Genomic DNA, 12,788 nt, shown 5'->3' with positions numbered 1-12,788 from the left:
GCTCAAAATAACATAATCCTATTTATGCCTGATTTCATATTGCGAATCGAAGATTTTAAAGATCACTTTTCAAAAATGTTACCGGCTTTGTGCCGGCTCTCCTTTCCAGATCGTTCGTAAGCTTGGAATCTGTAATGACATATGCAACATGCCCAAATTTGGCATAAAAAAAGACAAGCCTAATTTTAATTATCGTTAAAAAATAGATTTGCCTAAGGTTGGTGGAGATAGGGGGATTCGAACCCCCGACCTTCTACATGCGAAGCAGACGCGCTCCCAACTGCGCTATACCCCCATAAACAGATGGTGGGGAATATTGGGCTCGAACCAACGACCTCTTGCATGTGAAGCAAGCACTCTAACCAGCTGAGCTAATTCCCCGCATCAATCCTATAAGTATTACTTTCTAATTATAAGATTTTTAATCGCAAATTTCAAGAATAAATTATTATTTCTTTCTTCGATTCGCAATATGAGTTTATGTTATTTTGAACACTCATTCGCCAGATTCAAGCTTTGTAAGTTCTAAGACCTGCAATTTTATAATAACCTAAACATCGGGCAACAGATAAATTCAGTCATTTTTCGCCAAACACAGCCAAATGATGTTGCCTATAAAAATTAGATATTTGAACATATATGGAGAAGCCATGAATCATAATGTCCATGGGTTACGAAGGCATTAAAGCCTCATGCTGTTATATCATGCTAAGAAAAAGCCGCGTTATCTAAATTTCTCGCGTTCATAATTTGATGCCAATTTCCTCCAGCTCAGGCTTTTTCTTGATCAGGATTTTCCGTTGCCCTTTAAGTTCGATCAACCCTTCCTTCTGAAATTCGGCAAGCTTGCGGCTTAAGGTTTCCTGACTCATACCGAGTTGCGAGGCAAGATCACCCTTGGTCATGGGCAAAATTACTTCCCTTTTGCCGCCCGACAACTCCAGCAGAGCACCGGCCACCCGATGCGTTACCGAGCTCAAGCTGATGGCCTCGATCCGGCTCTCCGCTTTTTCCAGCCGGCGTGACAGCACATCCATCACCTTGAAGGCAATTGACGGATATTTCGTCATCAGCTCCTTGAGCTTTGCCCCCTGAAGCACACACATGGTGGAGCTTTCCAGAGCTTGGGCATTGTCGGTCAGCGGCAGTAAACTGAACAGGGAGAGCTCACCTATAAACTCTCCCGCCCCGATCACATGAAGGACTTGTTCCCTACCGTTGACATTCAGGCGAAATAGCTTTACCCGCCCGGTGTGGAGGACAAAGAGAGTCCCGCCTGCATCACCTGCCCGGTATACCATTTCACCCTTGTCCAGGCTCCTCGAAGAGGCGATCTGAACGACTTCCAGCATTTCCTCATGACTGAGGCTACCAAAGATGGGCACGTGCTCGATACAGCTTTTATGACTTTCACAGTGGCGACAATCTTGCATTTTATATACCTCTTTCTGCAGTATTCCTGTCTTTGGATCTTCCGTATCCCATTAGGCGCATGGCATTGATGATGACCAGCAGCACTGAACCTTCATGCACTAACATTCCTAGAGACATGTTCACCGTTTTGGCCAGTACTTCTGCCAGCAGTAGCACAACCACAATCAAGGCAAACACGATGTTCTGTTTGATGTTATGGGATGTGGCACGGCTCAGCCCCACCACGTATGAGAGTTTCCCGATGTCTGCGCTCATCAGCACCACGTCAGCAGTTTCCATAGCCACATCAGTTCCGGCTCCGCCGATTGCAATTCCCAAATCCGCGGAAGCCAGCGCAGGTGCGTCGTTGACTCCATCACCCACCATGGCGACTGTACCGTATTTCTCGCCCAGTTCCTTAAGAACCCGTACTTTATCTTTGGGAAGCAATTCGCTGTACTGCACGTCAAGCCCTACCTCATCCGCCACGGCTTTGGCGGCGCGTCGGTTATCGCCGGTCAGCATAACTAGATTCTTGATTCCCTGAGACCTGAGGTCGGAAACCAACATCTTGGCGTTTTCTCGGATGGTATCCGCTATAGATATGATACCATAAACACCCTCGCTTGTGCCAACGATTACCGCGGTTTGCCCTTTTTCTTCTTCACTGTCCAGATATTTCTCATGTTCCGAAATATCGATTCCTTCAGATGCAAAGAGTTTGCGACTGCCGATATAATATTCCTTGCCCTTCCAGAAAAAAGCGAGTCCCTGACCGATGATCATTCGCGGGTTTTCCGGCGGTGGCACGACTGCGCCCAGCCTTTTTTCCGCCTCTGCGATAATGGCTTTTCCCAAAGGATGCTCGGAATAGGATTCTCCGATTGCGGCTATCCGCAGAAGCTCGTTTTCATCCGTTTTATATGACTTCACCCGCGTCACACCAGGTCTACCTTTAGTTAGAGTGCCGGTTTTGTCAAAGGCCACCGCCCGCACGTTCCCCAGCTTCTCCATAATCTCACCGCCTTTGATCAACACGCCGTGCTTCGCTCCGTTGCCGATGCCCGCCACAATGGAAACCGGTGTGGAAATCACCAACGCGCCAGGGCAGGAGATTACCAGCAGCGTCAGCGCCAGCCGAGTATCACTTGTTATAAAAAAGAGGACCACCGAAAGCAGGATGATCGTCGGCGTATACCAGCGTGATAATTTTTCCAGAAATTTCTGTGCTTTTGCCTTTTTGTCCTGGGCTTCCTCTACCATGTTCAGGATTCTCGCAAATGTAGTGTCATCGCCAACCCGATCCGCCCGGATTGCAAGATACCCTGATTCATCGAGGGTTCCGGAAAACACAGTTTCATTCTTTGTCCGGCTGACCGGAATGGACTCGCCGGTGATGGCTGCCTGATTGATATAAGCGGAACCCTCCACAATACTGCCGTCCACCGATATCTTTTCCCCCGGCTTGACGATCACCAAATCGCCCTGCACAACCTCTTTAGGCGGAATACGCGTCTCCACACCGTTTCTGCGGACTCTGGCCGAATCGGGGGCCAGATCCATGAGTGCCCGAATGGAGGAGCGAGTTTTCTCAATAGTTCTTGATTCCAGATAATCGCCCAAGATGAAAAGAAACGTAACGGCGGCGGCCTCCCAATATTCACCGATAATAACCGCACCCGTAACGGCGATGGTTACCAGTGCGTCAATACCGATGATGCGATAGCGCAAAGCACCCAGCGCTTTTTTGAAGATGGGGGTGCCTGCTATGGCAGTTGCCGCCATCATCATGATAATGGTAACAGGCTCATACCCGATCAGCTTTTTCAGCACAAGGGATACGGCGGCAAGAATGCCGGAGCTCCATACGATTTGTACCTTTGTCGGCTTAAACATAGTAAAACGCCCCCTTCCTTTATTTTTCCGACAGGACTTTATAGCCAAGTTTTTCAATCCTGTCTTTGATCTCCTGCGATGAAACCCTGCCCTCATCGAATTCAACCTTAACCCTTGAGGTATTAAAAAATACCTCCGATTTTTGGACCCCAGCCGTCTTTTTCAGCGCACTCTCGATTTTAGCGATGCAGCTCGGACAGGATACCGTCTCCAACTGATATGTTTTGTTTGTCATGATACTGACCTCCTTTATTCTTTGTAAGTTCAGTATACAGACAAAAATCGGAAATTACTTTGACCTGGATCAAAAATTGAAAATTATTATAAAGATTTTCATAGGTAGGATTAATATAAAATTGAAAGAGTTATGCTCTTGGCAGTCTTCACTATGTTGGGCTTTATTAAGCAGATTAGCCTGATAAAACATTTATTACCAAGTTGTTCATCAATATAAAGTGTATTATTACGATGTCAAATCCAATATATTGAATTATATAACTGCTTTTATTTGAAAATTCGACTTTATCAGGTCAATCTAAGTAGCTCTTAATCAGATAAATGATATATAATATAGGAAAATATGCAAGGGAGTGGAAAGCATGGCAAAGCCATATTTATTGGTGGTTACAGGCAGGCCGGGTTCAGGGAAAACAACGTTTGCTAAGGAGCTTGGAGAAAAATTTTTCATGCCGGTAATAAGCCGCGATCAAATCAAAGAAGGATATGTGCACACCTTCGGGAAACCGCATAGGGAGCTTCCTGATGATACCAACAAAATAGCTACGGATATTTTTTTTAATATAATCAAGAATATGCTGGCCAATAATGTATCACTGATCGCAGAGGCTGCATTCCAGCATAAAGTTTGGTCGACAATGCTTGAGAGATACAAGAGCATAGCCAGAATATATATTTTGATATGCAAAGTTGACAGCAAGGTCGCACTGGAAAGGTTTATAAGGCGCGGACTGGATAATCCATTAAGGGAGTATTTCCATGGAGACAAAGGGGTAGACCTTGCCAGGCAGGGAATTGAACTTAGCGTAAGCCCTTACGACGAACTCCGATTCGATGCGCCTACATTCTATATTGATACTTCAGGTGAATATACACCGTCAATCAAAGAACTTGGAAGCAAGATCCCCGGGCTTGCAGAAATACCGTAAATATGCTTCCATAGGCGTGTCACCAGTCTGTCAAGCTCTCTCACTCTTATCTGTATAGCTCTTATAAGAGCGGGTACGCTTTATTTTTTGATAAATTCTATCATTTCTCTTTAAATGACTTCACATTTCTTTCATTGACTGCATCATCCAAGCCGATGTGGCTGCAAAGCAATGGAGAATCCGCATCATAATTCTCAACATTTTTATATAACATATTCATGCTATGATTGGCATAACAATATCTGCATCCGTTGCGGCAGGTGTTGTACGCTCCAATATCGATGCTGGAGACGCATCCACACTCCAAACGTTGATTTTTGTCCTTGCCCGCTCTTATATGACTTCCGGTGATTTTCGATATTAATTCATCATCGATGCACTTTGCATGAGCAATTCCAAGGCCGCTCAGTTCGATTTTCTCCGCGCAGGTATCCATTTTAAGCCCGTTTTCAAAAGCGATTTTTGATAACTTCTCTGCGACCTGCCTCTCCTGCGCAAAGGATATCCCGAAAATTTCAAGCTCCTTGATATTACGCTTGATTCCAGGATAAAAATCCATAAAGCTAATTGTACATTTTTTAGTATAGCCTTTAAGCTGCCTTGTCAGCTCCCCAAAATGTTCAATATGATAATCCATCGTATATTTTCTGCTTAGAAAAATTGGATCATACCGCCATATTACTTTATCTGGGCCTATTTTATCAGAAAGGCTTTTAAAAATCCCAATCAGATAATCATTCTTTGAAGGGAGATTCGTCTCAACATCACCTTCATAGGAATTGAGAGTGAATTGGAAATAGAAACTGTAATCTTCAAGCTCATTTAGCCTCTCAAGCATCGGCTTCGGGTTCTTGGTCCAAAACACAATGCAGTCCACTGCATCGGGCGATAGATTTATTCTGCTGATCCTGTGTATATTTATGGGATTGCGAACCAGAACATATCGCTCTTTAATCCGATTAAAAAACCAATCGCAATAATATGCAGGTATATCGGTCCGCCGGCTTGCACTTATAATCATCATTTCCTCCATTCTGCTAACTATGCAGCTTCAAATAATTAGAGCATGTGATTGCAATATGTGTAATTCCAAAGATAACACAGGGAAGCAGGACAACATAGTTTTTCATCCAGAGGCCGGCAAATAAAAAATACAAAGGCGGCATGGCGGCAATACCTATGATGAGAAGCCAAGGAGATACCATTCCTTGATAGTACAAAATCCATGAGATATAATATCCTGCCAAAAACATGACCGCCAATAAAATATAAAGGCCGCTGTTTCTCCCATTCTTTTTATTTATTATCAAAATCAATAAGGCAACTGTCATTATTCCAAATGCCTGCTCCATAATATTGAATATCGGATAGGATGAGGAATTTTTCGCAAGCACATTGTTAGCCGGTGGTACAAGCATCCATATAATATTGGGCAGCAATTGCAATGCATACAATACAAGACCTGTTAGTGAAAATCCAAACATATAATTTTTCATTCCATTCACCCTTTGCATTATATAAATAATCGGAATGTGGCTATCGGATAAAACCTATATAATAAGCCTGTTTCTACTATATCAAGAATAACATAAATCTATAAAAAAATAAATCTCTGCTCTCTAACCTGAGCTGCTCACTGTCAATATATATGCTATAATTATATATTGAATTATAAAAACTTCAAAAATCACGCCTTGTTTTATTTTAGAAATGGCGGTTTTAATTTATTTATAAACGGCTTAATAATACTTGCAGTAAGTATTATACTTGATAAAATTGTATAATTTCTACCAAGGAAGTTTTAATAATTGGTTCAACTATGACGTGCCTTTGAAAGTTCAATTTTATATATATATAACACATATGTAAATATAATTTTAGTGATGGTGAGCCTATGAAAAATATAAACCACAAAAAGCACAGGATGATATTCACAGTTTTACTGATTTCCCTTTTTATTTTCTCCATCTGGGTATATTGGGGCAATACCTCCATTCAAACAACACAAATCAGCATAAATAGCAAAAAAATCCCGGCATCCTTCGATGGGTTTAAGATTGTTCAGGTATCTGATTTACATAATGCAGAATTTGGGTACAATCAAAGCAAATTGCTCCGCGCAGTTAGGGACGCATCCCCGGATCTGATTGCCGTTACTGGTGATTTGATTGATTCAAGCCATACGGATGTCGAAAAGGCAATGGATTTTATCAATGGTGCCATCCACATTGCTCCAATATATTATATTACAGGCAATCACGAAGCTTGGACTCACGAATATGCAAAGCTGGAAAAGCGGATGATTGAATCTGGAGTTGTCATATTGAAAGATGAGGGTACTACAATAAAATACGGCGGAGATTCCATCCGACTGCTGGGCTTAAATGATCCCGATTTCACAATCAAGGGAGATATGTTCGGGAAAAGCGCAGCCATGATCAACACTAAGTTGAAAGGCATGCTTGATGGGAACAGCGGATACACGATCTTGCTATCACACAGACCGGAGCTGTTTCAAGTGTATGCAGCCAACAGCATCGATTTGGTCCTAAGCGGTCACGCCCATGGCGGACAGGTACGTTTGCCCTTTGTTGGAGGGCTTGTAGCTCCGAATCAGGGCTTTTTCCCCAAATATTCTGAAGGCGTATACGAAAAGAATCAAACCAAAATGATCGTCAGCCGTGGTTTGGGGAACAGCATCATCCCTGTCCGCATCAACAACCGGCCTGAATTGGTGGTTATTACGCTCGTATCATAAAAACTAAATAAAAAAATTGTGATCTTTATAAATCTCAAGTAAAATATATTATCTATGTCCGCCTTTTAAATTGCGTTTTGCATTTAGGACATGTGATTATGATTTTCCCCTTGCCCTTTGGAACCCACAAGCTGGCCGCACAATACGGACATTTAAAATATCTGCGCGTCTTGGAATTTTTAATGTGGCCCCACTTTTGCCTTATCCATGAATAAAAAGAGTTTACGATCATCATGAATTTATAGTTTTCCATGCTTCGCCTTGATGTATCCCGGGACAGCATCCTGAAGACGCATATTCCCACTGGTATATAGCTTATAAATACTAATAATGGAAGCCGAGCTATCCTGGCTATAAATGCCAACAAAAATGAAAGTATGAGCAAAGCCAAGGAAAGCTGGTCACCGCCGTATCTTCCCATCATAAATCTTCTAAGCCAGTTCAATTCAAGTCACTCCTCGATTTTAAAAGTTCTCCTATTGGAAACATTCTATCTGCTTCATAAATCTAATTACCCTCGGCCTGTTGTATCTTTGTATTATTATATATGGCATATTTAAAACCACCGCTATCGTTACCATCATCATTGATCTTTCAAGATCACACCATAGAGAAAATACGAATGACGATATGATTATATTCCAGTGAGTGAATTCAGCTCTGCAGGATTCCATTATATACTTTGAAAGGTATGCGCTGCTGAATTCCTTGATATATTTTTTGGGCATTATTGACTTTATAAAATCGCTCAATTCAGGCAGAACCCTCTTCCATGCCCTTACCCTAAATATTTTTTGATAAACGGCTCCGCTTTTCTCCCATTTCCTTTCCCTGAATATCCATCTTTTATATGAAAATATTTTCCGAGGTATTTTGGCACATATAAATGAAATTATTATCGAAAGCAATAAGAATAAAGCTATATTCCAAGCAAGCAACTTCGAACGCAATATTTTAGATATCTTCATAGTAAACACCCTCCAAGCTCATATAAAACCGACTATAATGATGGTTGACTTACAGCCTTTACGATTTCGACAACAGGTACAATCGTGAGTGCAAGGCCCATGGCTGTAAAAAAGTTTCCTGCCGAGAGCGCCGAAAGTCTAAATACATCGTTTACTCCAGGCAGATATATTACGAATACAGTCAATGCAAGGGATAAAAGCATCGCTCCAAACAAATATTTGTTATGGCTTTTTAATCTGAATATGGACCTTGTCCTTGAGCGCATATTTATCGAATGAAATATTTCACATGAGGACAGCGTGAGAAACGCCATAGTCATACCTATTATATGCGACTGCCTGTTCCCGATCATATATGATACTAAAGTAAGAATGGCAATTACAGCGCCCTGATATATGACGCTTATCCCCAGCCCATTTGCAAAAACGCCTTCCTTGGCATCTCGGGGAGCTTTTTGCATTATATTGGATTCCGCTCCTTCCGTCCCAAGAGCTATAGCCGGCAAACTATCTGTAACAAGGTTGATCCATAAAATATGGATTGGTGAAAAAAGTGTTATATTCATGATCGTAGCTGTAAATAGCGCAGCGACTTCGCTTAAATTGGAAGACAGCAGAAATTGTACGGCCTTTAGAATATTATCGTATATCCTGCGTCCTTCCTCAACAGCGTGAACTATGGAAGCAAAGTTGTCATCGGCCAGCACCATATCAGATACATTTTTGCTTACATCGGTGCCTGTTATTCCCATGCCGACTCCTATATCCGCTGATTTTAAAGCCGGAGCGTCATTGACTCCATCGCCTGTCATTGCAGTGATTTTACCGCGCTTTTTCCATGCATTTACGATGCGCACCTTGTGCTCAGGCTGTACGCGCGCATAAACTGAATAATTATCGATCTTGCTCTCAAATTCCTCATCAGACATCTTTGAAAGCTGGGTCCCCGTTATCGCCTGGCTCTCGTCAGATATAATGTTTAACTCCTTTGCGATGGCAACTGCCGTATCCTTGTGATCTCCCGTAATCATTATGGGCCTTATGCCTGCACGGCGGCATTCCTCGATGGCAGCCTTTGCCTCCGGCCGCACAGGGTCAATCATACCGGTAAGTCCAATAAACGTCAGCCCATATTCCAATTTCTCCGGTGAAATTTCATCCGGCAATGTATCCATATATTTCATGGCATAACCCAACACACGCAGGGCCTTGCCCGCCATCTTTCTATTCTCATCAAGTATGAGCTGCCTGATCTTATCTGTCAATGGAACCATACCATCTATTTTATACATATGAGTGCACTTTTTCAATAGCTCTTCAGGCGCTCCTTTTATGTACTGAACATATCTTCCATCTTTGCTTTTATGGACTGTTGACATCATCTTTCGCATTGAATCAAAAGGCGCTTCCGCCACACGGGGCATTTCCCTTTCAAGATGGCCTTTGACAACACCCGCATCATATGCATACCTTATTAGCGCGCTTTCCGTGGGTTCTCCGGTTATTTCGCCGTCTTTTTCTGAAAGATACGCGTCATTGCAAAGAGCCATACAAGCCATAAGTTGATTTTGATCTCCGAATATATCGACAACCGTCATCTTGTTTTGAGTCAGAGTGCCCGTCTTGTCAGAGCATATGATTTGAGTGCAGCCCAATGTTTCTACTGCTGTAAGTCTCCTTATAATGGCATTGCTTTTGGACATTTTAGTCACGCCTATGGATAGAACGATCGTAACAACCGCAACCAGTCCCTCAGGTATTGCGGCGACAGCCAAACTGACCGAAGTTAAAAATAATTCGAGCACATGGCCTCCCAAAAAACCTCCATTCTCAAAAACGCTGAAGAGGAATATAAAAATACATATTCCTAAAATACAGGCGCTTAGTATATGGCTCAGGCCTGCGAGCTTTCTTTGCAGCGGAGTCTTTTCATCATTCGTATTGGAGATTATATTTGCTATCTTCCCCATTTCAGTTGACATGCCTGTGCTGACTACAACGCCTTCGCCACGGCCATATACGACATTTGTACCCATATAAGCCATGTTGCTGCGATCACCCAGCGGCACATCCTCATTTTTTGATACAATAACCCGGTCACTTTTTTCAGTCGGCACCGACTCTCCCGTGAGCGATGCCTCTTCAATCTTCAGGCTTGAAGCTTTAATTATTCTCATGTCAGCAGGCACTGCATCGCCTGCTTCCAAAACGACTATATCGCCCGGGACGATTTCATCTGATTTTATTTGGGCAATCCTTCCATCCCTTTTCACCTTAGAATACAAGGATGCCATCTTCTGCAGAGCCTCGATGGCCTTTTCAGCTTTTCCCTCCTGCACGACACCCAGTATCGAATTAAGCACAACAACCATCAATATTATCACTGCATCCGCCATTTCACCAAGAATTCCCGAAATGACCGCCGCTACAATCAAAACAATTATCATAGGATCGGACACCTGTTCAAGCAATCTCTGCGCAACTGTTTTTTTCTTGGCTTCTTCAAGCTTGTTTCTGCCATACTTTTTAAGCCTTGTATCCGCTTGCGATAAATCGAGTCCATTTTTTGTGGTGTCCTGAGACTTCAAAACAGTCTGCATTTCTTCAAGATAATATTTCACTTAGCAATCCCCCCGTGTTCATATTTTAAGAAATAATATTAGAAACAACTTATCTGATCAGTTTCATTGTCTACAAGTTTTAGCCGCGTTTTCTATGAAATTCGGGTGCATAAATAAAATATACACCTCTGGGATTTCCACGACTTTACAATTATTTTATCATGCTGTATTATTATAGGAAACAGTTACTAATGGTTAACTGTCCAAATTTTACACAGATTGTTCAAACTGTGGGTCTAAGGAACCTTATGCAAACGGGGTGTATGATAAATGTCAAAGCCTGAACTGACCAAACGGCTGATAGCGCAGACGCTTAAGGAGCTTATGGCAAATATTAATCTAGATAAGATAAGCGTACAGGATATTGTAAAAAAATGCGGGCTTAACCGCAAAACATTTTATTATCATTTTCAGGATAAACAAGCGTTAGTCTGCTGGATTTTCGATATTGATTTTTCCACTCTTACAGATATGAACCATGATAATACCGTCATCGATGAGCTGATGCAACTTTTGTATGCGAATAAGGAATTCTATGTCGCCGCCCTTACTTCAAATGCGCAGAACAATCTTCGCGAACATTTATTTAAAGTTGTCTATAATGGCATTATATCAAGAATCAAGATAATACTTAAAGCAAACAGGATACCGAACGATGACATGAAAATGATTGCGAATTATTTTTCCAATGCAATTATGGGCTCCATCACTCAATGGGCAAAGGGAGGCATGAAAACCCCTCCTGATGAATATATTACCGATTTTCATCCCATAACCCAGGAATGTCTGGAATTCGCAATCAAAAGGATCCTGGAGAAAAGGGCGAATATACGCCTTCCTTAGGGAAATTGGCAGATTCATATTTTCTTTCAGTATAAGATAAACGATAAGAAAAATAATATATCAGAAAAAGCGAGTGTTCTTACAGGCCTTGCATATGCTATAAGAACACTCGCTTGTGTCATTTGCCCAATTTAGATGACAAAATATTATTATAAATCAATATATTATTTTTTAATTATAATCTTTTAGTTAAAATACAAATATTCATTCATATTCTCTTATTATTTTTGCAATTTCAATTTTAAGTCGTGGAAGATCATTTATCGTTGTTGTATAAACATCTTCCATTTTTAATGTCTGATATTTATGCGCCGTTATATCCCTTAATCCGGAAATTTCCCGCCAAGGTATATTGCCGTAAGATACCTTAGTTTCATCCGTTATATTTTTTACAAGTTCACCTATATTTATCAATGTCATACATGTTGCCCTTTTTAATTTTTCATCCCTTAAAAAATCAGTTTGAGATATATCGTTCGCCATTTTTAACGCTATCGTAATTTCTTTCAAAATCTTTTTCATTATTTGATAATCTCTATTGTTCATACACAGGAATCACTTTCTTTATATTCAATAAGGAATCTTTTTCTAAAGGTCCGTGCACAACATCAACCTCTTTCTTAAATCTTTCTTCGAGTTTATATTTCAATGCAGCTAATGTAAGTAATGATATAGCAGAAGTTGAAAATTCAACTAATATGTCAATATCACTTTTATCAGTATGTGTTCCTTCAGCATATGAACCAAATAATTCAACCTTCTTTATTGGATATTCTTTAGCAGCCTCTTGAACTTCATGCTTTATCTGTTCTATTGTAATCATATTTTCCACCTCACATCGCGCTTTTTCTAAATGTATTATACACAATTTTTAAATTTTTAGCAATCAAAAACAAACCTATTCTTCAATTCGTAATTTGAAAACTCAATTATCAAAGTAAGTTCCATCCCTTATCCTCTTAAAGTGGAAGTTATCCTGAAAAATATCAAGATTGGAAATTACTACGGGAAAAGTGCTATATTTTTAATTGTTGTGTATTCCGGTATCTCTTTTTTAGAAGGTTCTGATATGGCAAAGTATAAACATCTGACTCTTGAAGATAGGTTCATGATTTCTAATCTA

The 12,788-nt window shown here is 41.1% G+C and carries 13 protein-coding genes and 2 tRNA genes; 3 read left to right on the top strand and 12 right to left on the bottom strand.

Going from position 1 to position 12,788, the window contains the following annotated elements:
* Positions 1-219: 219 nt before the first annotated feature.
* From QME45_13385 to QME45_13365, 5 genes are all read right to left on the bottom strand, one after another.
* Positions 220-295: transfer RNA gene (locus tag QME45_13385), tRNA-Ala, on the bottom strand.
* Positions 296-304: 9 nt separating this feature from the next.
* Positions 305-381 (bottom strand) — tRNA-Val (locus QME45_13380).
* Positions 382-743: 362 nt separating this feature from the next.
* Positions 744-1,433 carry a Crp/Fnr family transcriptional regulator gene (locus QME45_13375; GenBank protein ID MDI6619625.1) on the bottom strand — a complete coding sequence of 230 codons (690 nt, stop codon included), beginning with the start codon at positions 1,431-1,433 and terminating at the stop codon, positions 744-746.
* A 1-nt stretch (position 1,434) separates the two neighbouring features.
* Positions 1,435-3,309 (bottom strand): cation-translocating P-type ATPase, encoded by a 1,875-nt coding sequence (locus tag QME45_13370; GenBank protein MDI6619624.1) that lies wholly within the window; start codon positions 3,307-3,309, stop codon positions 1,435-1,437.
* Positions 3,310-3,328: 19 nt separating this feature from the next.
* A complete protein-coding gene (locus QME45_13365) occupies positions 3,329-3,544 on the bottom strand; it encodes a heavy-metal-associated domain-containing protein (protein MDI6619623.1) in 216 nt (71 codons plus the stop codon).
* A 364-nt stretch (positions 3,545-3,908) separates the two neighbouring features.
* On the opposite strand from QME45_13365, the gene QME45_13360 reads away from it, so the two are divergent.
* A complete protein-coding gene (locus QME45_13360) occupies positions 3,909-4,475 on the top strand; it encodes an AAA family ATPase (GenBank protein MDI6619622.1) in 567 nt (188 codons plus the stop codon).
* A 100-nt stretch (positions 4,476-4,575) separates the two neighbouring features.
* Here the strand turns inward: QME45_13360 and QME45_13355 are convergent, their stop codons facing one another.
* Entirely contained in the window at positions 4,576-5,496 is a 921-nt protein-coding gene (locus tag QME45_13355) for a DUF1848 domain-containing protein (GenBank protein ID MDI6619621.1), read from the bottom strand.
* A gap of 16 nt (positions 5,497-5,512) precedes the next feature.
* Positions 5,513-5,971: a hypothetical protein gene (locus tag QME45_13350; GenBank protein ID MDI6619620.1), complete on the bottom strand. Its 459-nt coding sequence runs from the start codon at positions 5,969-5,971 to the stop codon at positions 5,513-5,515.
* A gap of 398 nt (positions 5,972-6,369) precedes the next feature.
* Between QME45_13350 and QME45_13345 the strand changes: the two genes are divergently transcribed.
* Positions 6,370-7,233 carry a metallophosphoesterase gene (locus QME45_13345; protein ID MDI6619619.1) on the top strand — a complete coding sequence of 288 codons (864 nt, stop codon included), beginning with the start codon at positions 6,370-6,372 and terminating at the stop codon, positions 7,231-7,233.
* 52 nt (positions 7,234-7,285) lie between these two features.
* On the opposite strand, the gene QME45_13340 is transcribed toward QME45_13345, so the two are convergent.
* The 3 genes from QME45_13340 to QME45_13330 are packed head-to-tail and all read right to left on the bottom strand — an operon-like array spanning position 7,286 to position 10,822.
* Positions 7,286-7,678 carry a hypothetical protein gene (locus QME45_13340; protein MDI6619618.1) on the bottom strand — a complete coding sequence of 131 codons (393 nt, stop codon included), beginning with the start codon at positions 7,676-7,678 and terminating at the stop codon, positions 7,286-7,288.
* A 31-nt stretch (positions 7,679-7,709) separates the two neighbouring features.
* Positions 7,710-8,201: a hypothetical protein gene (locus tag QME45_13335; protein MDI6619617.1), complete on the bottom strand. Its 492-nt coding sequence runs from the start codon at positions 8,199-8,201 to the stop codon at positions 7,710-7,712.
* 32 nt (positions 8,202-8,233) lie between these two features.
* Positions 8,234-10,822 (bottom strand): cation-translocating P-type ATPase, encoded by a 2,589-nt coding sequence (locus tag QME45_13330; GenBank protein ID MDI6619616.1) that lies wholly within the window; start codon positions 10,820-10,822, stop codon positions 8,234-8,236.
* A gap of 270 nt (positions 10,823-11,092) precedes the next feature.
* On the opposite strand from QME45_13330, the gene QME45_13325 reads away from it, so the two are divergent.
* Positions 11,093-11,665: a TetR/AcrR family transcriptional regulator C-terminal domain-containing protein gene (locus tag QME45_13325; protein MDI6619615.1), complete on the top strand. Its 573-nt coding sequence runs from the start codon at positions 11,093-11,095 to the stop codon at positions 11,663-11,665.
* 204 nt (positions 11,666-11,869) lie between these two features.
* Here QME45_13325 and QME45_13320 read toward each other — a convergent pair whose 3' ends face one another.
* Both QME45_13320 and QME45_13315 read right to left on the bottom strand, forming a co-directional pair.
* The gene (locus QME45_13320; GenBank protein ID MDI6619614.1) at positions 11,870-12,187 is read right to left on the bottom strand and encodes a DUF86 domain-containing protein; all 318 of its coding nucleotides are present in this window, start codon (positions 12,185-12,187) and stop codon (positions 11,870-11,872) included.
* 13 nt (positions 12,188-12,200) lie between these two features.
* Positions 12,201-12,488, bottom strand: a complete 288-nt coding sequence (locus QME45_13315; GenBank protein MDI6619613.1) for a nucleotidyltransferase domain-containing protein — start codon at positions 12,486-12,488, stop codon at positions 12,201-12,203.
* Positions 12,489-12,788: the final 300 nt, after the last annotated feature.

This window comes from Clostridiales bacterium (genome assembly GCA_030016385.1).
In the GTDB taxonomy this organism is placed as follows: domain Bacteria; phylum Bacillota; class Clostridia; order Clostridiales; family Oxobacteraceae; genus JASEJN01.
The sequence above is the reverse complement of the archived record's forward strand: the minus strand, read 5'-3'. Positions and strand labels throughout refer to the sequence as shown.